Genomic DNA, 22,127 nt, shown 5'->3' on the forward strand with positions numbered 1-22,127 from the left:
CCACCCTGCTTAACACAGCTCAGCCGAAGAGCCGCGCCTGGGATTGCGCCGCGATGTCGTCCGAGAACTGCGAAACCCGCGTGTACACCCCGGGCTTGCCCGGCTTTCCGCAGCCGTCGCCGAAGGACACGATGCCGACCAGCGTGTCGCCTTCGACGAGCGGGCCGCCGGAATCTCCCTGGCAGGCGTCCTGGCCGCCCTGCGGGTAGCCGGCGCACACCATGCTCGCCGGGTCGTAGGTGTCGTAAGCCGATTTGCAGGTGGAGTCGCTCACGACCGGCACCTCGGCGCTGCGCAGCACGTCCGAGCGCTCGCCGCCCTCGGAAAGGCGGCCCCAGCCGAGCACGGTCGCCTTCGTGCCTTCCGCGTACAGCGACTGGTCGTTCTTGCCCGCGAGTTTCGCCGCGCGGTACGGCAGCCGTCCGCGGACGGTGAGGACCGCGATGTCGTCGCCCTTGGTCGGGTCGCTGTAGTCCGGGTTCACCCAGACCCGCGAGACGCCGAGTTCCACGCCGTCGTCACCGCGTTTGTCCTGGCGGCCGGCGACCACGCGGACCGACGATTTCGACATGGCTTTCGCGCAGTGCGCGGCGGTCGCCACCGCGGACGGGCTCACGATCACCGCGCCGCAGAACTGCGAACCGCTCTGGTCGGTGAGGTACACCGCGTACGGGTGGTCGGCCAGCGAGGCTTCGCTGCCGCCGACGATCCGCGGCTGCGCGTGCGAGCCGGGGTCGGAAGGCGTCGACGCCCAGGCCGAGCCGACCGGGACCGCGATCGCGGCGGCGAGCAGCGACCCCGCCGCGAGCAAGACCGGACGACGGAACTTCGCGGGCATGGGCTTTCCCTTCATCGGCACTACGACAGCACAGCCTGGACGCGCACGGGAATCACCTGATTCCGGCGCGTGCACACACGGCCGCGATTACCCTAAACGGGCCAAGCCCAAAACGGTGTCACTGGAACGGGTGGACTCTCTATACACCGGGCGCATTCGCTTAGGTGGAGTCATGCGACGGAAAACAGCCGCGACGGCCAGCGCGCTGACACTCTTCTTGCTGGCCGGATGTGCCACGAGCACGCCCGCGGCACCCCCGCCGAGCCCGTTGACCGCGCCGTCGGCGACGCCCAGCCCGACACTTCCGGCAACTCGGACAGCAACGAGCGCTCCCGCCGTCACCTGGCAGGTGGGTGCTCATCCGCTTCCGCTGCGCCCGGACGGCTTCGGCGAGATCCAGCCGACTCCACCCGAACTGGTGAACCGCTCGCTGCCGACCCGGGATTTCCTCCCGCCGCCGTCGAGCACCACGTACACCGCGAAGATCGACGACGTCCCCGACACCGTGCTCAAGCGAAGCACCTGGCAGGCCGCCTGTCCGGTGTCGTCGGCCGACCTCCGCTACGTCACGCTTTCCTTCTGGGGCTTCGACCATCGCGCGCACACCGGCGAGCTGCTGGTGAACAAGGACGGCGCCTCGGCGGTGGTGAAAGCGTTCAGCGAGCTGTACGCGCAGCAGTTCCCCATCGAGGAAATGCGCATCACCTCCCCCGCCGAACTCACCGCGCCGCCGACCGGCGACGGCAACGACACCAGTGCGTTCGTCTGCCGTCCGATGCGCGGGCAGAAGAACTGGTCCGCGCACGCGTACGGGCTCGCCGTGGACGTCAACCCGTTCTGCAATCCCTACACCAAGGACGACCTCGTCGTGCCGGAGCTGGCGTCCGCCTACGTCGACCGCGCGAACGTGCGGCCGGGGATGGTCACCGCCGGCGGGCCGGTCGTGCGCGCGTTCGCCGGAGCGGGCTGGCAGTGGGGCGGGGCGTGGACCTCTCCGGTCGACCGGATGCATTTCACAGCCAACGGCGAGTGATCCGGGAACACCGGGGCGGGGTGCCGGGGTTGACTAGGCTGGCAGCAGACCGCTTTCGGGAAGGACCGCCGTGCCGCACTACGACCTGGTGATCATCGGGACCGGATCGGGAAACTCGATCCTCGGGCCGGAGTTCGCCGACCTCCGGACGGCCATCGTGGAGAAAGGCGTGTTCGGCGGGACCTGCCTGAACGTCGGCTGCATCCCGACGAAGATGTTCGTCTACGCCGCCGACGTCGCCGCGACGCCCGCGGGCAGCTCGCGCTTCGGCGTGGACGAGGAGCTCACCGCGGTGCGCTGGCCGGACATCCGGGACCGGATCTTCGGCCGGATCGACCCGATCGCCGAGGGCGGCGCGGAGTACCGCGAGAACCACGAGGACAACCGCAACGTCGACGTTTACCGCGGCGAGGGCCGGTTCACCGGCATGAAGGAGCTGCGGGTCAGCTTCGCCGACGGCCGTCCGGACGAGGTCGTCACCGCCGACCGGTTCGTGCTCGCCGCGGGCGGCCGTCCGGTGATCCCGGACGTGCCGGGGCTGGCCGAAACCGGCTACTACACCTCCGACACGATCATGCGCCTCGACGCCCTGCCGGAGCGGATCGTCGTCCTCGGCGGCGGCTACATCGCGGCGGAATTCGCGCACGTCTTCGCGTCGTTCGGCGTCGCGGTCACGATGGTGAACCGCTCGGGCGCGCTGCTGCGGCAGGAGGACGCGGACGTCAGCGCCCGGTTCACCGAACTGGCTTCGCAGCGGTTCGACGTCCGGCTGGACCGCAAGACGGTTCGCGCGCGCCGCACGGACAACGGGGTCGCGCTGGATCTCGAAGGCCCGCAGGGCGCCGAGGCCGTCGAGGCCGACCTGATCCTGGTCGCCACCGGCCGCAAGCCGAACTCGGATCTGCTCGACGTGGCCGCCACCGGCGTCGCCACCACCGAGCGCGGGCACGTCGTGGTGGACGACTACCAGCAGACGTCCGTCGAGGGCATCTACGCGCTCGGCGACATCTCGTCGCCCCTGGAGCTGAAGCACGTCGCGAACCACGAAGCCCGTGTGGTGCAACACAATCTGGCGCACCCGGACGACCGGATCAAGGCCGACCACCGCTTCGTGCCGCACGCGGTGTTCACCTCGCCGCAGGTGGCGTCGGTCGGGCTGACCGAGGCGCAGGCGACCGAGCGCGGACTGTCCTTTGTGGTCTCGAAGCAGGACTACGCGGGCATCGCCTACGGCTGGGCGATGGAGGACACCACCGGTTTCGCGAAGCTGCTGGCCGATCCGGCGACCGGAAAGCTGCTGGGCGCGCACATCATCGGCCCGCAGGCCTCGACGGTGATCCAGCCGCTGATCCAGGCGATGAGCTTCGGACTCGACGCGCGGTCGATGGCGCGCGGGCAGTACTGGATCCACCCGGCGATGCCGGAACTGGTGGAGAACGCGCTGCTGAACCTGCCGCTCGACTGACCCCGGGGATACCCAGAGTTGATCTCGCGGGAGGACGATTCCCGAATCGGGTAACAAGGATGTCGCGTTGTTACTGTTCTCGCGGAGGTGCGGGGACTGACATGACCGACATGATCGCCGGGGGAATCGTTGTGGCCGCGAAGGATTTGGCCGCTCGCTGGAGCGAGGTCACGGATCTCGAGCTGATGTTCGCCGTCCGGCGGGCGGAACTCGGGACGACGGCCGCGACGCAGGCATTGCTGGAAGAGCTTCGGGCGATGCCGTCCGAACGGGCCGCGGAATGCCTCGCGGTCGCGGTGGCCGCGCTCGACGACGTCCGGCGCACCGGCCAGCTTCCCGGGCCGGTGCTGGAAGACGCGGCGCTGGCGAGTTAAGGGACTTCCGCACGCAGGGAGTGTCCACAGTGGACAACTCCCACCAGGGCCAGTGACCAAACGGAAACGGGCGGCCGGTAACCCACCGGCCGCCCGTTTCCCGTCAGGTCAGACGAAGCGGCGTCGCCCGGCGAGGCCGCCGAAGATCATCTGCGTCACCATCACCGCGAGCAGCACGATCAACGACACCGTCCAGCTCCCGGTCGCGTCGTGCAGCAGGCCGAACACGAACGGCCCCACCGCGGCGAGCAGGTACCCGAAGCCCTGCGCCATCCCCGACAACCGCGCCGTCTCGGCGCCGCTGCGGGCCCGCAGGGCGATCACCGTCAGCGCCAGCGAGAACACGCTCATCCCGATGCCGAGCAGGACGCTCCACAGCAGCGGCGAGAACCCGGGCGCGATGACCAGGCCCAGCATCCCGGCGGCGCCGAAGACGCCCATTCCAACGATCCACGGGCTCTGGCTCTTCTGCCGCGCCGCGATCGGCGGGATCACCAGGCTGATCGGCACCGCGATCACCGAGATCAGGCCGAGCAGCAGGCCGGCGTCGGCTTTGCTGACGCCCGAGTCGATGAAGACCTGCGGCAGCCAGCCCATCACGACGTAGGCGATGAACGACTGCAGGCCGAAGAAGATCGTGACGATCCACGCCAGCGGGCTGCGCATCAGCGACCGGGCGCGAGCGGCACCGGCGGCCGGGCGCGGCGGGCGGCCCGCGCCGCGGGAAGCGATCAGCCACGCCACCAAAGCGATCGCCGACAGCACACCCCACGCGCCGAGCGCGGCACGCCAGCCGCCGAAGGCCGATTCCAGCGGCGGGCTCAGTGCGGAACCCGCCGCGCCGCCGCCCTGCAGCGCCGCGGTGTAGACGCCGGTCATGAGCCCGACGCGAGCCGGGAACGAATCCTTGATGACCACCGGGATCAGCACGTTGACCAGCGCGATTCCCGCGGTGGCGACGAGCGTGCCGCCGAGCACGACGTACGGTCCGTCGAGCACCCGCACCACCAGGCCCGCGGTCAGCACCGCCAGCGCGAGGCCGATCGCCGAACCGATGCCCAGGCGGCGCGACAGCACGGGCGCGGCCAGGCCGGCGCCCGCGAAGCAGAGGCCGGGCAGGGTCGTGAGGATGCTCGCCCACACCGCGGAAGCGCCGAGGCTTCCGCGCATTTCCGCGAGCAGCGGGCCGACGCTCGTGATCGCCGGCCGCAGGTTCATCGCCGTCAGCACCACCGCGACCGCCAGCAGCACGCCGCCGGCCACCACGCCCGGCCGGCTCGAGCTCGAACCAGCGGGCACCTCTTCCTCGAGACTGCCTTCCAGTTCGAGCTCGAGCCGGTCGGAATAGGTGGCGGTGGACACGGCTCGAGAGTCTCGGGAATCGGCGGACATGTGCGCTACTATTCCATACGTAGGATGATTGGATGAAGGGATCAGGCTGTGCCGTTGGCCACCACCCGCCGTGCCGGACTCGTCGACCAGGTCATCGACCAGCTGCGCGAGGCGGTCACCGCCGGAGAATGGCCGATCGGGCACCGGATCCCGACCGAGCCGGAGCTGTCCGCGCAGCTCGGCGTCGGGCGCAACACGGTCCGCGAGGCCGTGCGCGCGCTGGCGCACACCGGGATTCTTGAGGTCCGGCAGGGCGACGGCACGTACGTGCGCGCGACGAGCGAGGTGTCCGGCGCGATCCGCCGGCTGTGCGGGACCGAACTGCGCGAAGTGCTGCACGTGCGCCGGCTGCTGGAGGTCGAGGGCGCCCGGCTGGCCGCGACCGCGCGCACCGAGGAAGACGTGGCCGAGCTGCGCGTCCTGCTCAACCGGCGCGACACCGACTGGGAGGAAGGCCGCCTCGACGATTTCGCCCGCAGCGACGCGGAATTCCACCAGGTCGTGGTCCGGTGCGGGCACAACGGGCTGCTCCTGGAGCTGTACCGCGGCCTGATGGAGGCGATCACCGCGAGCGTGGCGTCCACTTCGGACAATCCGGAGCACGCGGAGATGATCCGGCACCGGGAGCTGGTGGACGCGATCGAAGCGCGCGACGCCGACCGGTCGGCCGCCGAGGCTGCGGGATTCCTGGACGAGCTGATCGCCCGGGCCGAGGGCTTGTGATCAGTCGTTCGTCGGGTTGATCGCGGCGAGGACTGCGGTCAAGAGGTTCGCGCCGCGACGCGTCCGCTCGTCAGCGTCCTGTCGCAGCGCCTCGCATTCCCGCACGGGTGCGTCCACCCCGTCCACCGCGAACACGTCGTCCACCGCGGTATAGATCCAATCGCTCTGGTTCGGGTCGGCGTCGGCGAGAGCAGCGGCGACCACGGCAAGCCCGGCCGAGTCATGACGGCGGAGCAACGCCTCCGCCGTCTCGCGAGTGACAAACGTGTTGTCCGCGTCGAGTACGAGTCCCAGCAGCGGCCTCTTGGCCTCCGGCATCTCGGCGAAGCTGGCAAGGGCGCGACCGGCGTCCGCCCGGTCGAGATAGCCGGGGCTTTCCGAAAGCCTGATCAGGGCCGCCACCGCGGCGCGTCTCGCTTCGTTGTTCACGAAGGCATTCTCACGGAAGCGTCAGGATCTCCGCGCCGTCAGCGGTCACGACCAGGGTGTGCTCGAACTGGGCGGTCCACTTCTTGTCCTTCGTGGTGACCGTCCAGTCGTCGCTCCACACGTCGTAATCGATGGTGCCTAGCGTGATCATCGGCTCGATCGTGAAGGTCATGCCCTCTTCGATCAGCGTCTGCACCGAGGGCTCCTCGTAGTGCAGCACGGTCGGCGCGGTGTGGAACGCCGGGCCGACGCCGTGGCCGGTGAAGTCGCGGACCACGCCGTAGCCGAAGCGCTTCGCGTACACCTCGATCACGCGGCCGATCACGTTGAGCTGACGGCCGGGGCGGACCGCCTTGATCGCGCGCGCGGTCGCCTCGCGGGTGCGCTCGACCAGGAGCCGCACCTCCTCGGAGACGTCGCCGGCGAGGAACGTCGCGTTGGTGTCGCCGTGCACGCCGCCGATGAACGCCGTCACGTCGATGTTGCAGATGTCGCCGTCCTCGATCACGGTCGAGTCCGGGATGCCGTGGCAGATCACCTCGTTCAGCGAGGTGCAGCACGACTTCGGGAAGCCGCGGTAGCCGAGCGTCGACGGGTACGCGCGGTGGTCGAGCAGGAATTCGTGCACGACCTTGTCGACGTCGTCGGTGGTCGCGCCCGGCTTGACCGCCTTGCCGCCCTCTTCGAGCGCCTGTGCGGCGATCTTCGACGCGACCCGCATCGCCTCGATGACCTCGGGCGTGCGCACTCCGTTGCCGGTGTCCCGTTTCGGCGCCGGCCGGTCCACGTACTCGGGGCGGGCGATGTCGGCGGGGACGGCACGGCGCGGCGTCTGGACGCCGGGCTTCAACGGGGCGCGAACGGACATGTCCCCAGCCTACGACCTCCCCCGGCCGCGGCGCAGCCAGCTCAGAACAGCACGGTCGCGTACTGCCCGACCTGCTGGAACCCGATCCGCCGGTACGCCGCCAGCGCGGGCGCGTTGAACCCGTTCACGTACAGGCTCGCGGTCCGGCCGAGGCCGTGGACCAGGCGATTCACCACCGCCGCGGTGCCCGCCGTGCCCAAGCCGCTGCCGCGCCGGTCGGGATGCACCCAGACGCCCTGGATCTGGCCGACGCGCGCGGACATCGCGCCGATCTCGGCCTTGAACACGACCTCGCCGTCCTCGAACCGGGCGAACGCGCGGCCGGTGGAGATCAGCTCGCTCACCCTGGCGCGGTAGCTGGCTCCGCCGTCGCCCGCGCGCGGGTCGACGCCGACCTCCTCGATGAACATCGCCACCGCCGCGGGCAGGTAGCGGTCCAGTTCGTGCGGGCGGACGGTGCGGACCTGGGAGTCCGGGGCCACCAGCGGGTCGCCTTCGAGCGCCATCAGCGGCTGGTCGCCGCGCACCTCGCGGGCCGGTCCCCATTCCGCCGACAGCTCGTCCCAGAGCCCGAGCACCTGCGGCGCGGGCCCGACGAGCGAGGAGCAGGTGCGTTGCCTGCGCAGTGCCCGGTCGGCGAACGACCGCAGCGCCGAAGCGTTGCCGCGCAACGGGATCAGGTTCGGTCCGGCGAAACACAACCCGGTGAGCCGTCCGGCGCGCACCGGACGGGCGTCGGCCGCCCACAGCTCGCCACCAAGACGCCACGGGTCGAGACCGGCCGCCTCGACCCGGGCGCTGACCATGCAGCTGCCCACCGGGTCGGCGGCGAGTGCAGCGCGCACCGCCGGATAGTCCCGATCATCGAGCAGCCGTGCACCTGCAAGCCGCAACACGGGGTCCAGAGTGCCAGATGAACCGGGTGAACGGAACGCGAGGCAGCCGACACGCTGAGATGAACGGCCCTCGCACCCGAACGGCGGCGCCCCGGCGGGCTTCGGCGCCGACAGTGCTCGAACCCAGGACAGTGCGCTCCGGAGGTACCCCGCCCGGGCACCTCCGGAGCGCTTCTCCTCGGGAGTCCGTGAAGGGCCCCCTGAGAGAATCAGATTCCGTGAAGGAGCCCTTCACGGACGGCTGCCGCCGCGTACGGGCTCAGTGATGCCGCGGAACCAGGTGCAGCAGCCGCGAAGCGTGCGGCGCGAGTGTCGCGGTGAAACTGTCCCGGCTCACCCCCAGGTTCCGATGCGCCCACAGATCCCGCACCGCCGCCGGGCCGCGCAGCCCCAGGTCCTGCCACGACGCCGTCACCGGCGCTTCCGTCGAGCCCAGGTTGAACAGCGCGACCGTCACTCCGCCGTGGCCGTCGGAGCTGAACCACACCTGCTGCTGCGTTGCCTGCGAAACCGGACGTGCCGGTCGGCCTGCCTGGTCGACGGCCAGGACCTCGCGGTTGGTGAGCAGCTTCAGGTCGTCCGGGTCGAGTTTGGTCAGGTCGGTGCCGAGCAGCAGCGGCGAGGATTCGATCGCCCACAGCGTCATGACGCTTTGCCGCTCGTCCGGGGTGATGCCGTTGGCTTCGCCGTTGCCTACCTCGATGGAATCCAGGTCGTTCCAGTGGCCGGGACCCGCGAAGCCAGTCCACTTGGGAGCGTCGGCGAAGCGCAGCTTGACCCGCACGTCCCAGTTCGTGAGGCCGACGCAGTGCGAGTAGCACTCGATGTCGCCCTCGATCCGCCAGCCGTTGCTGTAGCGCTGCCAGGTCGCGGCCTCGTCAATGCTGAGCGAATTGGACAGTTCCAAGTGGATCGGACGGCCGGTGGCCTGGATCGCCGAATGCCACTGCCGGATGTCTTCGCGGTTGTCCGCGGGGATCTTTCCGCCGCCGGGGCCGACGAAATCCATTTTGACGTAGTCGACGCCCCACGACGCCAGCTGCCGCGCCTGCGAGCGGACGTACGCGGCCGCGCCGGGCTTGCCGAAGTCGAGTTTCGCGGATTTGTCGTCCGCGGTGTTGCCCGCGCCGGGCATGACGATGTCGTGCACCCGGTACGGCGTGCCCTCGATCGGCGAATCGGCCGCGACCGCTTGCGCCGGGACGCCGGGCACCAGGTAGATGCCGAATTTCAGGCCGCGCTGGTGCAGGTACCGGGCCAGCGACGCGATGCCGTTCGGGAATTTCTTCGGGTCCGGCGCGACGCGGCCGAACTCGTCGACGTGGTCGTTCCAGCCCGCGTCGATGTTGATGTACCGATAGCCGTGGGCGGCGAGCCGGTCGTGCATGACGTCGGCCTGTGCCTTGATCGTCTCCTCGGTGAACTTCCGGCGCAGCGCGCTCCAGCTGCTCCAGCCCATCGGCGGCGTTCTCGCCACCGGCGTCCAGGATTCGACTGACTGACTGTCCGCCGCGGCTGTTCCCGCCAGCGCTCCGGCCAGCACCGCCACCGCCGCGGCCAGCACACCGATCCGACTTCGCTTCATCGCGACCACCTCTCCCGGGGATCGCTTCGTTGTACGCGCGCCGAACCCGGGTCAGCAATGATTCATCGGATCACTGACCGCTAGCCGGGACGGAACCCGCCGACCGGGCCAACCCTGTTCACCACCGTGAATGCTGGGAATATCCGCGCGAGACCTCTCGACACGATCGCGAATAGATCCTATCTTTCTTGCGGCGCAGACTCGCGTCGTTCACTGGCGAACACGGAGGTCCCGGATGAAGCTCAGACCAGCGCGCGCCAGCGGGAGGCGTGCACTCGGGCTCGCCGCCGCGGTGCTGACCGCGACCGCGCTGCTGCCCGCCGGTGCGGCTGCGGCGTGGCCGGGCAACCAGGACGTGTACGTCTCGCCGTGGGGCAACGATTCCGGATCCGGCGCTGCCTGGTCGCCGGTGCGCACGCTCCCCCGCGCCCAGCAGCTGGTCCGGCAACGAGCCGCGCACCTGAACTCCGACCTGACCGTGCACGTCGCCTCGGGCACCTACCGGCTCGACAAGCCGCTCGAACTCGACGATGCCGATTCCGGCACGAACGGCCACCGGGTCGTCTGGCAGGGCTCGCCGGGCACCGTGGTCAGCGGCGGTAAGCAGGTCAACGGATGGCGTCCGGTCGCCGGACGGCCGGGGCTCTACTCCGCTCCCGCGCCAGCCGGGCTGGACAACACTCGCCAGCTGTACGTCGACGGTGTCCGCGCGCAGCGGGCGTCCGGGCGGCTTCCGGTGAGTGTGAAGGCGACCGACACCGGGTACACCGCGTCCGCGGACACCATGGCGCACTGGCGAAACCCGAGCGACCTCGAACTGGTGTACACCAGCGGCGAGCAGCTGTGGAACGTCGAACGCAACGGCCTCGGCCAGTGGACCGAGCCGCGCTGCCCGGTCGCCTCGGCGTCAGGCACGACGATCACCATGGCGCAGCCGTGCTGGGACAACTCGACCCGGCGCGTGATGTTCGCCGACATCCCCGGCCGTTCGGTCAACATGGTCGGCCCCGGCGATCTCACCAACGGGCGGCAACCGTCCTATGTGGAGAATGCCTTCGAGCTGCTGGACACTCCCGGCGAGTGGTACCTCGACCGCTCCGCGCACACCGTGTACTACCTGCCGCGCAAGGGCGAGAACCTGCACTGGGCCGACGTCGAAATGCCCGCGCTGGAGAAGCTCGTCGACGGTCGCGGCACCGCTGAGAAGCCGATCCACGACATCTCGTTCCGCGGCATCCAGTTCTCCTACGCGACCTGGCTCGAACCGTCGTCGCCGGAAGGGTTCTCCGAAATCCAGGCCGGCTACCGGATCACCGGCGAACGCGGCTGGGCCACGCAGGGCCTGTGCCAGTTCACGCCCGGCGGCGCCTGCCCGTACGCGGACTGGACGAAGGAACCCGGCAACGTCTCGATGTCGCACGGGCAGCGGATCGAGTTCCGGGACACCGTGTTCGCGCACCTCGGCGCGGCCGGGCTCGACCTCGGCGAGGGCGCGCAGGACAGCAGCGTGTCCGACAGCGTGTTCACCGACATCTCCGGCAACGGCGTCGAAATCGGCGGCGTCAGCAAGCCCACCGCTGCCGGCGCGGACCTGACGACGCGAGTCAAGGTGACCAACAACCACCTGTACGGCATGCCGCGCGAATTCACCGGCGGGGTGCCAATCGTCAACGGGTACTCGCAGGACAATGTCGTTTCGCACAACCAGATCGACCACGTCGCGTACTCCGGCGTCTCGATGGGCTGGGGCGGCTGGCCGGACAAGATCAAGCAGGCCGCGACGGCGAACGTCTCGCGCAACAACGTGGTGTCGGACAACCTGATCCACGACTACATGCTTTCGCTGGACGACGGCGGCGGCATCTACACCCAGGGCATCACCGGACCCTCGCAGGCCGAGGGCGAGAAGGTGACCGGGAACGTCATTTACGACCAGTGGGGTCTTGGCAAGTCCGTCTACACCGACAACGGCTGCACCTACGAAACCGTTTCGGGCAACGTGCTTTACCACGCGGCGTACGCCAACGTCGCCTCCACGCACGTGGACTACCGCGACTCGCTCGGCAACAACGACCCGACGGTCATCTCCGGAAACTATTGGGAGCAGGGCGATCCGGACGGCAACAAGAAGGGTGTCATCACCTCGGACAACCACCTGCTGAACAACCCGGCCGCCGCGCCGAAGTCCATTGTGGACAACGCGGGGATCGAACCGGGCCACCGCTCGGTGCTGAACCGCCGGATCGACGGCGCGTCCGCTCCGCAGGCTCCGACGCGGATCGGCACCTTCTCGGTGTCCGGTCAGCTGTACGCGACCTGGAACCCGACTGTCGCGGAAAACGGTGCGCCGGTGCAGGATTACCTGCTGACCGCTTCGAACGGCAAGCAGAGCGTCACGGCTTCGGTGTCCGCCAAGGACTTCGGGCGCACCGGGTACACGGTGATCCCGAAGCTGACGGACGGCCAGACGTACACGGTCACGGTTGCCGCGCGGAACCGGTTCGGGGTTGGCCTGCCGTCGCTGCCGTCGGCACCGGTCACGGTCGGGCAGCCGGGCACCCAGCTCGCCGCCGCCCCGACCGGGGCGAAGGCGCTGCCGAGCGCTGACGCGGCGAGCATCCACTGGACGCCGCCGAAGGAGACCGGGTCCACCCCGGTGATCGGCTACCGGATCACCGTGTCCGACGGCCGCACCATCGAGGTCACCGGACGCGACACGATCGTCAGCCAGCCCACGCAGAAGGGCTTGACCCGCGTCGTGGACGGGCTGAAGTCCGGGACCGCGTACACGTTCACCATCGCCGCCGTCACCGGAACCGGTGTCGGCCCCGCGGTGACGGTGCAAACCACCACCGCGTAACCCGGTGATCGGCGCGTACTGGACCTCCCTGCCGGTACGCGCCGATCACCCTATTCGGAAGGCTCTTCGATACGCCCCCGGTGTCGTCCCCACCTGCGCCCGGAACCGGCGTCGCAAGTTCACCGCCGACACCAAGCCGACCCGTGCCGCGATCGCGTCCACCGACAGGTCCGTCTCTTCCAGCAGTCGCCGCGCCTCCGCCACCCGGCGCGACAGCAGCCACGCGCCCGGGCTCGTCCCGAGCTGATCCGCGAACCGGCGAGCCAGCGTCCTCGGGGAAATCCTCAAGCGGGCAGCCAAATCCTCCACCGACAACGGCGTGCCCAGACGTTCTCCCGCCCAGTCGAGCAGCCCGTCCAGCGCATCTGTGGATGCTTGCCGCGGCACGTACTGCATCTGCCCGCCCTCGCGATGCGTCGGCATCACCATGTGCCGCGAGATGAGCGCCGCGTGCGCCGCCCCGTGGTCGCGCCGAACCAGGTGCAGGCACAGGTCGATGCCCGCACCCGCGCCCGCGCTTGTGGCGACGTCGCCGTGGTCCACGTACAGCACGTCCGGTTCCGCTTGCAGGTTCGGGAAATCCCGCTGCAGCTGGTCGATCCGCGCCCAGTGCGTCGTCGCCGTTCTTCCGTCCAGCAGCCCGGTCTGGGCCAGTGCGAAGGAACCCGAGCAGATCGTGACCAGCCGCGCGCCTCGTTCGTGCGCGCGCAGCAACGCTCGCCGTAGCTTCGGTGAGAGCGGCGCTTCGACGGGCGTCCAGCCCGGGATCAGCACCGTATCGGCCTTGGAAAGCGCCGAAAGCCCGCTGGACACGTGGATCTCGTATCCGGCCGTGGTCGGCACCGGCCCGGGATTCTCCGTGCACACCTCGAATTCGTAGTACTGCGGCACCCCGCCCCGGGTCGCGCCGAACACTTCGACGCCGCAGCCGAGCTCGAACGTCGACTGCACCGGCTGGACGAGGGCCACCACGCGATGCATGGCAAGAAAGTACCCTATGACGTCTTTCCTGACACTGTCCCGCGTGCGCCGGGGAAGCCAAGCTGGGTCTCATGCACCCCGAAATCCTTGCCCAGCCGGGCTACACCTCGGTCCCGGTCGACGAAGCCCCGGTGAAGGACCTGTTTCCCGGCATCCGCCTCCGCCCGCTGTGGAAGGGCGAAAACGGCGCGCACGCCAACGTCGTCGAGTTCGACCCCGGCAGCACGTGGCCCGAACGCGACGTGCACGAGCCCGGCCCCGAGGAGGTCTTCGTCGTGTCCGGTGTCTTCAACGACGGCGCCCGCGACTACCCGGCCGGCACGTTCATCCACGCTCCCGCCGGTTCGTGGCACGTCCCCGCGACGGCGACCGGCTGCACGCTGTTCGTCTTCTACCCCGAGGGCTAAGCGCCGCGGTAACTCCCGACCGTCCAAGCGTTTCCTTCGGGATCGCGGACGGTGAACGTGTGCGAGCCGTAGTCGGTGTCGTGCAGCTCCAGGCTGATTTCGGCACCGGCTTCGCGCACGCGGGCGTAGATCTCGTCCACGCGATCCGAGACCACGTACACCGCGCTGGTGCCGGGTTTCATCTCGTCGTGCACGCCGTCGGCGGGGCCGCCGCAGCTGCCCAGCATCACGGCTCCGCCTTCGGGCCAGCGAAGTTCGGCGTGCGCGATGCCGTTCTCACCGGGCACTACGAGGGTTTCTTCGAAGCCGAGAACGTCGGTGAGGAACCGGATCGCGCCGTGGGAGTCGTTGTAGCGGAAAGCTGGCCAGACTGTCGGTTGAGGTGTCATGCCACGGATTCTGCGGAGGCGGGCGTTGTCTCGTCTTGGAGAAACGGGAGCTGTGCCATTGAGAAGGTGATGCGGCTGCCCACCCCAACACTGTCAGAAAGGTCGGCCGTTCAGATTCGTCCGACAACCCCGCACGGACGACTTGGCCACGGCGCGGAGCCGCTTCAAACGAGCTCGTCATCGTCAGTCTGGTAACTCAGCGCCGGAAGCTCCTCCGCCATCCACGTCCGCGGCGAGCATCCAGCCAGCGCGCGCCACTCGTTCGAGAAGTGCGCCTGGTCGTAATACCCAGCGGCATAAGCAATCCCGGCCAGATCACGATGTCCGGTGCGCAACAACCGCACCGCGTGCTCGAAGCGCAGCACTCGCGCCGCCTGTTTCGGGGCCAGCCCCAGCTCGGCTCGGAACCTCTCCCCCAGGTGCCGACGACTCCAGCCGACCTCGTCCGCCAGATCTCCGACCCTCAGCGACCCGCGGCTGCGGCGCAGCTCGTGCCAGGCGCGGTTCAGCTCCGGCGGCGGATCGGCGCGCTCGACCGCCCGGGCGGCCAGCACCTCGTCGAGGATCGCGAACCGGGTGCGCCAATCCTTCGCCGACGCCAGCCGGTCCGGCAGGCGGGCGAGGTCGCCGCCGAAGTCGGCCAGGTCGGTTACCCGGCCGGTCAGTTCCGCGGCCGTGACGCCCAGCAGCGTCCGCGCCCCCAGCGGGTCCAGTTCCAGTTGCACGCCTCGCTGCACCCGGTCCTGCGTGATCAGCGCGGGTTCGGTGTGCAGGCCGCCGACCACGCTCTGCAGCGCTCCGGCCCCGGCGTACCGGATCGGCTCTTCGAGGCTGATCACCAGCGTGAGGTGCCGCGAGGGCAGCCCGCGGTGCACCTCGAGGGTGACGTTCTCCTGCGCGTAGCCCAGGTAGCGCGTGACCAGGCCCCGCAGCACCGGATGCGGCGGACGGACGGCCCAGCTGTGGCTCACGCGACCAGGCTAGCCCCGGACGCGGGCGAATTCTGCTACCACGGGAGGGCGGTCCCCACGACGAGGAGAAGCCCGATGACGATCCAGGAACAGGCGCAGCAGCTCGAACTGCTGGCCGACCAGGTGCCGACCGGAATCGCTCTCGCCACCAAGGAGGAACTGGAGGCTCTGCAGGCCCAGGTGCTCGGCCTGCTCGGCGAAACCGGCTCCGCGACGGCGATCCAGGGGTCGGTGCAGATCGCGATCCGGCAGATCGACGAGGTCGCGGCCTCGCTGGAGAACGTGCGGCTGCAGATCCGCGAAGCCGCACAACATCACCTGCGCGGCTGACATGGCCGGGCTGCTGTCCGTGCACGCCGGCGAGTTCGCGGAGATCGCGCTGACCAACGTCGTGCGCGAGTACCCGCATTACGAGAGCCACTGGCGCATCGACGACGCTCCCGTTCCGCCGATCCGCGAGCTGCACCCGTGCTTCTACGGCAGCTTCGACTGGCATTCGTGCGTCGAAATGTTCTGGGTGCTGGCACATCTGCTGCGCCACTACCCGTCCCTCGTCCCGGCCGCGGAGATCCGTGCGCTGCTCAATGCGCACCTCACCGAGCCCGCGTTGGCCGCCGAAGCCGCCTACTTCGCGCCGGAGCACCATCGCACGACCCAACGGCCGTACGGCTGGTCGATCTTGCTGGCGTTGGCCAGGGAAACCGCCACCTGGGACGACCCGGACGCCGCGCGCTGGTCCGCTGCCCTCCAGCCGTTGAGCAGGCTTTTCGTCTCCCGTTTTCTCGACTGGCTGCCGAAGGTCACGTACCCGATCCGCTACGGGCTGCACGAGAACGGCGCTTTCGGGCTCTCGCGCGCGCTGCCGTACGCCGACTACCTGGCGTCCCGGGGCGAACCGCACCTGCGAGAGGTGATCGCCGAAACGGCCTGGCGTTGGTTCGGCGCAGACCGCGACTACCCCGGTGCCTGGGAACCGTCCGGTGCCGACTTCCTCACCCCCGCGCTGGCCGAGGCTGAGCTGATGAGCCACCTCATGTCCGCCGCCGACTTCGGTGTCTGGTTGGAGGGTTTCCTGCCCGGAATCGCCGACCGGAACCCGGCGGCGTTGTTCACGCCAGCGGTGGTGACTGACGCTTCCGACGGGTTGATCGCCCACCTGCACGGGCTCAATCTGCATCGCGCGTGGTGCTGGCGGCGGATCGCGGCCGCGTTGCCGAGCGGCGACGGCCGGGTTGCGGCGATCGAGGCGGCTTCGCGGGAGCACGCGGCTGTCTCGTTGCCGCAAGTGACCGAGGGGCCGTATGCGGTGGAGCATTTCTTGGCCTACTACGCGTTGCTCCTCCTGAGCGACGCCGAATAGAGGCACAGTGTCGGATCCCTGGCTGCTCATCGAAGTACTCGACGGAGAAGTCCCGGCGAGCTCCTGGCGCCGCACCTACTCCGACGCTCTCCTCACAGCCGCGCTCCTCGACCGCGCCGTGCGATGGTCGTGGCGGACGCACGAACGCGGCGTCGTTTTCGAGATCGCCTTCAGGACTGAGTCCATCCGCGACGAATTCTGCGACCAGCCCGCAGTCAGGACGGCGCTCGAAGCCGTACCGGATCCGCGCCGCGGACTCGCCATCACCCCCGGCGGAGGCGATTAGCTTTCCGGCAACGGCTCCCGGTGCTCCGCTCGCAACCCGTCCAGCGAAACCAGCAGCAACCGGTTCCACATGTGCGGACGGCACTGATCCGTGAACTGCGCCGCGTACCCCAGAGAAATCAGCAACAGCACCAAATCGTCCGTCGTGACCCCAGGACGCAGCAACTCCGCCGCCCGAGCCCGCAGCTCCTCCAGAACCGCGCGCAACTGCGGAATCCCCGCCGGATCGGGGTCCGTCCACGTCAGCGCGAAGCTTTCCATGATCGCGCGATGCCGGGCGCAGCCGGACAACGCCTGCCGGTAGAAGTCGGTCAGCGCCGCCCAGGGGTCCGCCGCCTCGATCGCCGCTTGGCGCGAGGCCTCGGCCCATCGGGAGAAGTCCTGGTCCAAAACCGTCCGGACCAGGTCTTCCTTCTTCGGGAAGTGCCGGTACAGCGTGCCCATGCCGACCCCGCTGCGCCGCGCGATCTCTCGCACGTCGACCGCGGCTCCCTGCTCCGCCATCACCTCGGCAGCGGCTTCGACGATCGCCTCCCGGTTGCGGATCGCGTCCGCGCGAAGGGCGCGACGACGGGTGGGGAGGTGCGGTTCAGCCACGGCCATGCGCCGAGCATACTCGCTTAGACGGAGCACGCGCTCCTCCTAGTGTGCTACTTTGCGGAGCAAGTGCTCCGCCTAGTGAAGGAGATGTCGTGGCCACCCTCGACGACTGGAATGTCCGGATCCGCGCCGAATTCCGGGAAAACGCCGGATATGTCGCGTGGAGCAGCCCGGAAGAATTCACCGCAGGCCGTCCGGTACCGCCGTACATGCCGGGATTTCCGGAAAAGGGGATGCCGCTGATTCTCGTGCACCACGTCGGGGCGAAGACCGGGAAGACGCGGATCAGCCCGCTGTTCTACCAGCCGGTCGGCGACAACTGGGCCGTGTTCGGGACGCACGGCGGCAGTCCGCACGACCCGGCGTGGTACCGCAATCTCATGGCGAATCCGCGGACCGTCGTCGAGACGGGCGCGGGAGAGATCCCGGTCGAAGCACGGCTGACCGCTGGGGAGGAACGCGCCAAGATCTGGGCGGAGCAGATCGCCCTGGTCCCGAAATTCGCCGAATTCGAGGCCGCGTCCGGGCGACAGATCCCGGTCGTCCTCCTGGAACGCCGCTGAAAAGCCGTGAAGGGCTCCTTGAGGGATCAGATTCCCTCAAGGAGCCCTTCACGGACGGAAAACTCAGCCGACAGTGACGCTCGGCGCGCCCTCGCCGATGCTCTCGCCGGATTCCTCGGCGATCCGCATGGCCTCTTCGATCAGGGTTTCCACGATCGCGTGCTCCGGCACGGTCTTGATGACCTCGCCCTTCACGAAGATCTGGCCCTTGCCGTTGCCGGACGCGACGCCCAAGTCGGCCTCGCGCGCCTCGCCGGGACCGTTCACGACGCAGCCCATCACCGCGACGCGCAGCGGGATCTCCATCCCCTCCAGCCCGGCGGTGACCTGGTCGGCGAGGGTGTAGACGTCCACCTGCGCGCGCCCGCACGACGGGCACGACACGATCTCCAGCTTCCGCGGCCGCAGGTTCAGCGACTGCAGGATCTGCGTGCCGACCTTGACCTCTTCCACCGGCGGCGCGGACAGCGACACCCGGATGGTGTCGCCGATGCCCTGGCGCAGCAGCGCGCCGAACGCGACGGCGGACTTGATCGTGCCCTGGAACGCGGGCCCGGCCTCGGTGACGCCGAGGTGCAGCGGGTAGTCGCACTGCTCGGCGAGGATCTCGTACGCGCGCACCATCACGACCGGGTCGTTGTGCTTGACCGAGATCTTGATGTCGTGGAAATCGTGCTCGGCGAACAGCGACGCCTCCCACATCGCCGATTCGGCGAGCGCCTCCGGGGTGGCCTTGCCGTACTTCTCGAGCAGCCGCTTGTCGAGCGACCCGGCGTTGACGCCGATCCGGATCGGCGTGCCGTGGTCCTTCGCCGCCTGGGCGATTTCCTTGACCTGGTCGTCGAACTTGCGGATGTTGCCCGGGTTCACCCGCACCGCGGCACAACCGGCCTCGATCGCGGCGAACACGTACTTGGGTTGGAAGTGGATGTCGGCGATCACCGGGATCTGCGATTTCTTCGCGATCGCGGGCAGCGCCTCGGCGTCGTCGGCCGACGGGCACGCGACGCGCACGATGTCGCAGCCGGCCGCGGTCAGTTCGGCGATCTGCTGCAGGGTGGCGTTGACGTCGGAGGTCAGCGTCGTGGTCATCGACTGCACCGAGATCGGGTGGTCGCTGCCGACGCCCACCGACCCCACCATCAGCTGGCGGGTCTTGCGACGCTCGGCGAGGACGGGCGGGGGCAGAGCGGGCATACCTAACGCGACGGTCACGCTTCCAGCGTACCCACCCCACCCGGGCGCGTTTCAACGAAGTCAGCCGACGCGGTGAGCAGCGTTACCCCCGGTCGGGCGGCCGGGCACGCGGGCGTGACCCGGCCGGTGCGCGCGGTTACTGCAGGCGGATCGGATTGACGATGTCGGCCGTCACCGTGAGCAGCGTGACGCCGCCGCCGATCACCACTAACACCATCGTGATCGCGGACAGCTTCGTGTAGTCGACCGGGCCGCCCGCGGGTTTGCCGCGCAGTCCGCGCAGCCAGTCGCGGACCCTCTCGTACCAGACGATCGCGATGTGCCCGCCGTCCATCGGCAGCAGCGGCAGCAGGTTGAACACGCCGATGAAGAAGTTCAGGCTGGCCAGCAGCAGCAGGAAGACCTGCCACAGCCCGGCCTCGACCGCCTCGCCGCCGAGCCTGCTCGCGCCGACGACGCTGACCGGGGTGTCCGGGTCGCGCTCGGCGCCGAAGATCGAGTTGAAGACCGCCGGGATGCGCTTCGGGAAGGCCATCAGCCCGTCCCAGGTGCGGGCGAACATGTCGCCGGTGAACGACGCCGCGCCGCCGAACGCGCCGACCGCGCTGTACTGGATGCTGCGCGCGACCCCGACGCCGACCGCGCCCACCGATTCGGTGCCGCCGTTCGCGGCGGGCCGGGTCACCTTCGGCACGTCCACGACGAACGTCTGCTGCGACCCGCCGCGCTCCACGACCACCGGGACCGGCCCGGAGACCGCCTTGACCTGGGTCACCATCTCGGTCCAGGTCGGGGTCGGCTTGCCCGCCACCGAGACCACGACGTCGCCGGGCAGCAGGCCCGCCTTCTTCGCCGGGGCCGGGTCGCCGGGCTGGCAGACCGGGTTGTTGACCTGGTCGACCGTGGTGCCGCCGCGGACGCAGTCGGAGATGGTCGAGACGATCGGCTTCTGGTCGACGTTCGGCAGGCCCATGGTCGCCGCCATGATGAACAGCACGATGAAGCCGAGCAGGAAGTGCGTGATGGAACCGGCCGACATCACGACGGTCCGCTTCCAGGCCTTGAACCGCCACATCGCGCGCGGCGCTTCTTCCGGGGTGACCTCGTCGAGCGCGGTCATGCCCGCGATGTCGCAGAAGCCGCCGAGCGGGATCGCCTTGAGGCCGTACTCGGTCTCGCCGCGCCGGAAGGAGAACACCGTCGGCCCGAAGCCGACGAAGTACCGGCGGACCCGCATCCCGAACATCCGGGCGGTGACCATGTGGCCCGCCTCGTGCAACGCGACCGAAACACAGATCGCGAGCGCGAAGAGCACCACGCCGATCACATAGGCAAGCACGGGCCTTGCACCTCACCCCTCAGCCGCGACCCGCGATGCGGTGGCGGCAGGTTTCGTCGTCTTCCACGGCTTCCGCAAGCGGTGAGACCACCCGACAAAGTTACGGGTTCAAGTATCCGCCGCCAGCGTGAAACCAGTGTTGCATCGACCGGTGCCGCTTCGCGCACCGGTCGCGCTCAGCTTGCCAGGTCCGCGATGATTTCCCCGGCGGCCCGCTGCCCGGACTCGACCGCGCCGTCGAAGTAGCCGTTCCAGCGCGTCGCCGTCTCGGTGCCCGCCCAGTGCACCGGCCCCGCCGGCTGCCGCAGCACCGGGCCGAAAGTGGTCCACGCTCCGGGGACGAAGTGTCCGGAGAAACAGCCCCTCGTCCATTCCTCGCCGAGCCAGTCGAACTCCACGAAGTCCTCGGCCTCCTGTGCTCGCGGGCCGAAGAGCACGGCGAGGTGGTCGAGCACCAGGCGGCGGCGGACCTCAGGACGCTCGCGCCGCAGCGCGACGGCATCCGCGCCGTACACGAACCCGGTCAGCACGGCCCGGGGCGAGCCGGGCGGAGTGTTGTCGACGGTCTCGGTGAGGACGCCGTCCGTCGAACGGGCCACGCCGGAAAGCCCGGCCTCGTGCCAGAACGGCTCGGGGTAGATCGCGTGGACCTTCAGCGCGGTGCCCGCGGGCATCCGCTGGAAGATGCCGTCCCGGAGCGCGGGCAACGGCGGGTCGTAGCGCACCCTCCCGGCGAGCGACGGCGGGATCGCGACGATCACTCGGGCGGCCTGCCAGCAGGTGGTGCGAGTGTGCACGCGCGCCGCGTCGTCGTCGTACTCGATCGCGGTCACCGGGTCGCCCAGCCGCAGGGTTCCCGGCGGCAGCGCGGCGGCCATCTGTTCGGCGATCTGCTGGGCTCCCCCGACGATCCGGCTGTCCTGCGCCCCGCCCTCGTACCCGAGCAACGGCTCCACGCCGCCCGCGCTGGCAAGGTAGAAGAGCGTCTCCAGCAAGGACGTCTCCGCCGCGCTGCCCGCGAGCAAACCGCCGGAAACCACGCGGTCGAGGAACCGGAAAGCCGCTTGCGGCAAGTCTTTCGCCGCGAGCCAGGACGCGAACGTGCACTGGTCCCATTCGGCCGCGCGCGGGCTCGTCCACGGTTGGTCGACGACGATTTCCCGCGCCAGCGCGTCCAGTTCGGCGAGCACCGCGGCGGCTTCCGGCGGGGTGTCCGGCACCCGCTGCCCGCCGTACTCGACGACCATCTCCCCCTCGCCGGGAGTGGGATAGATGCCGACGCCGTGCTTCTCGGCCAACGCCGTGATCTTGGTCTGGGAAGGGCCGATCCACTGGCCGCCCAGGTCGAGCTGGGTGCCGTCCGGCAGATACCGGGTCAGCACCCGGCCGCCGACCCGCGGCCGCGCTTCCAGCACGCGCACCGACAGCCCCGCGTCCGTCAGCGCTTCCGCCGCGCTCAGTCCGGCGAATCCCGCACCGACCACCGCGACGTCGACCTCGCCGTAGCTCGTCATGCCGCCAGGATCGACCGGAACTGCCGGAACCGCGCGCGAGAAGCCCCCGAACGGGGGA

General features: G+C 69.6%; 23 protein-coding genes. 10 read left to right on the top strand and 13 right to left on the bottom strand.

Features of this window, described 5'->3' with window-relative positions; all coding sequences use genetic code 11:
- Window positions 1-19: 19 nt before the first annotated feature.
- The gene (locus ACZ7OI_RS25725; RefSeq protein ID WP_470266741.1) at window positions 20-838 is read right to left on the bottom strand and encodes a S1 family serine peptidase; all 819 of its coding nucleotides are present in this window, start codon (window positions 836-838) and stop codon (window positions 20-22) included.
- A 172-nt stretch (window positions 839-1,010) separates the two neighbouring features.
- Between ACZ7OI_RS25725 and ACZ7OI_RS25730 the strand changes: the two genes are divergently transcribed.
- The 3 genes from ACZ7OI_RS25730 (at window position 1,011) to ACZ7OI_RS25740 (ending at window position 3,710) form a co-directional block, all read left to right on the top strand.
- On the top strand, window positions 1,011-1,871 hold the full coding sequence (locus ACZ7OI_RS25730) for a M15 family metallopeptidase (protein ID WP_470266742.1): 861 nt from the start codon (window positions 1,011-1,013) through the stop codon (window positions 1,869-1,871).
- 70 nt (window positions 1,872-1,941) lie between these two features.
- The gene (locus ACZ7OI_RS25735; protein ID WP_470266743.1) at window positions 1,942-3,336 is read left to right on the top strand and encodes a mycothione reductase; all 1,395 of its coding nucleotides are present in this window, start codon (window positions 1,942-1,944) and stop codon (window positions 3,334-3,336) included.
- Between the two features lie 101 nt (window positions 3,337-3,437).
- Window positions 3,438-3,710 (top strand): hypothetical protein, encoded by a 273-nt coding sequence (locus ACZ7OI_RS25740; RefSeq protein WP_470266744.1) that lies wholly within the window; start codon window positions 3,438-3,440, stop codon window positions 3,708-3,710.
- A 108-nt stretch (window positions 3,711-3,818) separates the two neighbouring features.
- Here ACZ7OI_RS25740 and ACZ7OI_RS25745 read toward each other — a convergent pair whose 3' ends face one another.
- Entirely contained in the window at window positions 3,819-5,102 is a 1,284-nt protein-coding gene (locus tag ACZ7OI_RS25745) for a CynX/NimT family MFS transporter (protein WP_470266745.1), read from the bottom strand.
- Between the two features lie 48 nt (window positions 5,103-5,150).
- Between ACZ7OI_RS25745 and ACZ7OI_RS25750 the strand changes: the two genes are divergently transcribed.
- Complete coding sequence (locus ACZ7OI_RS25750; RefSeq protein WP_470266746.1) at window positions 5,151-5,825, top strand: FadR/GntR family transcriptional regulator; 675 nt, start codon at window positions 5,151-5,153, stop codon at window positions 5,823-5,825.
- Here ACZ7OI_RS25750 and ACZ7OI_RS25755 read toward each other — a convergent pair whose 3' ends face one another.
- From ACZ7OI_RS25755 to ACZ7OI_RS25770, 4 genes are all read right to left on the bottom strand, one after another.
- A complete protein-coding gene (locus tag ACZ7OI_RS25755) occupies window positions 5,826-6,254 on the bottom strand; it encodes a hypothetical protein (RefSeq protein ID WP_470266747.1) in 429 nt (142 codons plus the stop codon).
- A 10-nt stretch (window positions 6,255-6,264) separates the two neighbouring features.
- Window positions 6,265-7,122: a type I methionyl aminopeptidase gene (map, locus tag ACZ7OI_RS25760; RefSeq protein ID WP_470266748.1), complete on the bottom strand. Its 858-nt coding sequence runs from the start codon at window positions 7,120-7,122 to the stop codon at window positions 6,265-6,267.
- Window positions 7,123-7,163: 41 nt separating this feature from the next.
- A complete protein-coding gene (locus ACZ7OI_RS25765; RefSeq protein ID WP_470266749.1) occupies window positions 7,164-8,018 on the bottom strand; it encodes a GNAT family N-acetyltransferase in 855 nt (284 codons plus the stop codon).
- A gap of 259 nt (window positions 8,019-8,277) precedes the next feature.
- A complete protein-coding gene (locus ACZ7OI_RS25770) occupies window positions 8,278-9,603 on the bottom strand; it encodes a glycoside hydrolase family 27 protein (RefSeq protein WP_470266750.1) in 1,326 nt (441 codons plus the stop codon).
- A 235-nt stretch (window positions 9,604-9,838) separates the two neighbouring features.
- Here ACZ7OI_RS25770 and ACZ7OI_RS25775 point away from each other — a divergent pair, with 235 nt between their 5' ends.
- The gene (locus ACZ7OI_RS25775; RefSeq protein ID WP_470266751.1) at window positions 9,839-12,463 is read left to right on the top strand and encodes a fibronectin type III domain-containing protein; all 2,625 of its coding nucleotides are present in this window, start codon (window positions 9,839-9,841) and stop codon (window positions 12,461-12,463) included.
- Between the two features lie 45 nt (window positions 12,464-12,508).
- On the opposite strand, the gene ACZ7OI_RS25780 is transcribed toward ACZ7OI_RS25775, so the two are convergent.
- Window positions 12,509-13,444 (bottom strand): GlxA family transcriptional regulator, encoded by a 936-nt coding sequence (locus ACZ7OI_RS25780; RefSeq protein ID WP_470266752.1) that lies wholly within the window; start codon window positions 13,442-13,444, stop codon window positions 12,509-12,511.
- A gap of 71 nt (window positions 13,445-13,515) precedes the next feature.
- Between ACZ7OI_RS25780 and ACZ7OI_RS25785 the strand changes: the two genes are divergently transcribed.
- Complete coding sequence (locus ACZ7OI_RS25785; RefSeq protein ID WP_470266753.1) at window positions 13,516-13,851, top strand: cupin domain-containing protein; 336 nt, start codon at window positions 13,516-13,518, stop codon at window positions 13,849-13,851.
- On the opposite strand, the gene ACZ7OI_RS25790 is transcribed toward ACZ7OI_RS25785, so the two are convergent.
- Together ACZ7OI_RS25790 and ACZ7OI_RS25795 are read right to left on the bottom strand one after the other, a co-directional pair.
- The gene (locus tag ACZ7OI_RS25790) at window positions 13,848-14,240 is read right to left on the bottom strand and encodes a VOC family protein (protein ID WP_470266754.1); all 393 of its coding nucleotides are present in this window, start codon (window positions 14,238-14,240) and stop codon (window positions 13,848-13,850) included. The two genes, ACZ7OI_RS25785 and ACZ7OI_RS25790, sit on opposite strands and share 4 nt — an antisense overlap.
- A gap of 164 nt (window positions 14,241-14,404) precedes the next feature.
- Window positions 14,405-15,211 carry a helix-turn-helix domain-containing protein gene (locus tag ACZ7OI_RS25795; protein ID WP_470266755.1) on the bottom strand — a complete coding sequence of 269 codons (807 nt, stop codon included), beginning with the start codon at window positions 15,209-15,211 and terminating at the stop codon, window positions 14,405-14,407.
- A 75-nt stretch (window positions 15,212-15,286) separates the two neighbouring features.
- Between ACZ7OI_RS25795 and ACZ7OI_RS25800 the strand changes: the two genes are divergently transcribed.
- The 3 genes from ACZ7OI_RS25800 to ACZ7OI_RS25810 are packed head-to-tail and all read left to right on the top strand — an operon-like array spanning window position 15,287 to window position 16,857.
- Entirely contained in the window at window positions 15,287-15,541 is a 255-nt protein-coding gene (locus ACZ7OI_RS25800) for a hypothetical protein (RefSeq protein ID WP_378399009.1), read from the top strand.
- Window position 15,542: 1 nt separating this feature from the next.
- Window positions 15,543-16,571, top strand: a complete 1,029-nt coding sequence (locus ACZ7OI_RS25805) for a DUF2891 domain-containing protein (protein WP_470266756.1) — start codon at window positions 15,543-15,545, stop codon at window positions 16,569-16,571.
- Window positions 16,572-16,578: 7 nt separating this feature from the next.
- Window positions 16,579-16,857: a hypothetical protein gene (locus ACZ7OI_RS25810; protein ID WP_470266757.1), complete on the top strand. Its 279-nt coding sequence runs from the start codon at window positions 16,579-16,581 to the stop codon at window positions 16,855-16,857.
- Here the strand turns inward: ACZ7OI_RS25810 and ACZ7OI_RS25815 are convergent.
- On the bottom strand, window positions 16,854-17,459 hold the full coding sequence (locus tag ACZ7OI_RS25815) for a TetR/AcrR family transcriptional regulator (RefSeq protein ID WP_470266758.1): 606 nt from the start codon (window positions 17,457-17,459) through the stop codon (window positions 16,854-16,856). The genes ACZ7OI_RS25810 and ACZ7OI_RS25815 overlap by 4 nt on opposite strands.
- A gap of 89 nt (window positions 17,460-17,548) precedes the next feature.
- Here ACZ7OI_RS25815 and ACZ7OI_RS25820 point away from each other — a divergent pair, with 89 nt between their 5' ends.
- A complete protein-coding gene (locus ACZ7OI_RS25820) occupies window positions 17,549-18,019 on the top strand; it encodes a nitroreductase/quinone reductase family protein (RefSeq protein ID WP_470266759.1) in 471 nt (156 codons plus the stop codon).
- A 63-nt stretch (window positions 18,020-18,082) separates the two neighbouring features.
- Here ACZ7OI_RS25820 and ispG read toward each other — a convergent pair whose 3' ends face one another.
- The 3 genes from ispG to ACZ7OI_RS25835 all read right to left on the bottom strand — a co-directional run bounded on the left by ispG (window position 18,083) and on the right by ACZ7OI_RS25835 (window position 22,069).
- Entirely contained in the window at window positions 18,083-19,234 is a 1,152-nt protein-coding gene (gene ispG / locus ACZ7OI_RS25825; protein ID WP_337822568.1) for a flavodoxin-dependent (E)-4-hydroxy-3-methylbut-2-enyl-diphosphate synthase, read from the bottom strand.
- Between the two features lie 118 nt (window positions 19,235-19,352).
- Window positions 19,353-20,555, bottom strand: a complete 1,203-nt coding sequence (locus tag ACZ7OI_RS25830) for a M50 family metallopeptidase (protein WP_470266760.1) — start codon at window positions 20,553-20,555, stop codon at window positions 19,353-19,355.
- A 176-nt stretch (window positions 20,556-20,731) separates the two neighbouring features.
- On the bottom strand, window positions 20,732-22,069 hold the full coding sequence (locus ACZ7OI_RS25835) for a flavin monoamine oxidase family protein (protein ID WP_470266761.1): 1,338 nt from the start codon (window positions 22,067-22,069) through the stop codon (window positions 20,732-20,734).
- Window positions 22,070-22,127: the final 58 nt, after the last annotated feature.

The organism is Amycolatopsis sp. NPDC114503 (genome assembly GCF_055633655.1).

Bases quoted from the DNA above. Each gene is read 5' to 3' on its own strand.
- ACZ7OI_RS25745 (WP_470266745.1), bottom strand. From the start codon at position 5,102: ATGTCCGCCGATTCCCGAGACTCTCGAGCCGTGTCCACCGCCACCTAT.
- ACZ7OI_RS25800 (WP_378399009.1), top strand. From the start codon at position 15,287: ATGACGATCCAGGAACAGGCGCAGCAGCTCGAACTGCTGGCCGACCAG.
- ACZ7OI_RS25740 (WP_470266744.1), top strand. From the start codon at position 3,438: ATGACCGACATGATCGCCGGGGGAATCGTTGTGGCCGCGAAGGATTTG.
- ACZ7OI_RS25815 (WP_470266758.1), bottom strand. From the start codon at position 17,459: ATGGCCGTGGCTGAACCGCACCTCCCCACCCGTCGTCGCGCCCTTCGC.
- ACZ7OI_RS25835 (WP_470266761.1), bottom strand. From the start codon at position 22,069: ATGACGAGCTACGGCGAGGTCGACGTCGCGGTGGTCGGTGCGGGATTC.
- ACZ7OI_RS25790 (WP_470266754.1), bottom strand. From the start codon at position 14,240: ATGACACCTCAACCGACAGTCTGGCCAGCTTTCCGCTACAACGACTCC.
- ACZ7OI_RS25725 (WP_470266741.1), bottom strand. From the start codon at position 838: ATGCCCGCGAAGTTCCGTCGTCCGGTCTTGCTCGCGGCGGGGTCGCTG.
- ACZ7OI_RS25770 (WP_470266750.1), bottom strand. From the start codon at position 9,603: ATGAAGCGAAGTCGGATCGGTGTGCTGGCCGCGGCGGTGGCGGTGCTG.
- ACZ7OI_RS25775 (WP_470266751.1), top strand. From the start codon at position 9,839: ATGAAGCTCAGACCAGCGCGCGCCAGCGGGAGGCGTGCACTCGGGCTC.
- ACZ7OI_RS25730 (WP_470266742.1), top strand. From the start codon at position 1,011: ATGCGACGGAAAACAGCCGCGACGGCCAGCGCGCTGACACTCTTCTTG.
- map (WP_470266748.1), bottom strand. From the start codon at position 7,122: ATGTCCGTTCGCGCCCCGTTGAAGCCCGGCGTCCAGACGCCGCGCCGT.
- ACZ7OI_RS25805 (WP_470266756.1), top strand. From the start codon at position 15,543: ATGGCCGGGCTGCTGTCCGTGCACGCCGGCGAGTTCGCGGAGATCGCG.
- ACZ7OI_RS25780 (WP_470266752.1), bottom strand. From the start codon at position 13,444: ATGCATCGCGTGGTGGCCCTCGTCCAGCCGGTGCAGTCGACGTTCGAG.
- ACZ7OI_RS25785 (WP_470266753.1), top strand. From the start codon at position 13,516: ATGCACCCCGAAATCCTTGCCCAGCCGGGCTACACCTCGGTCCCGGTC.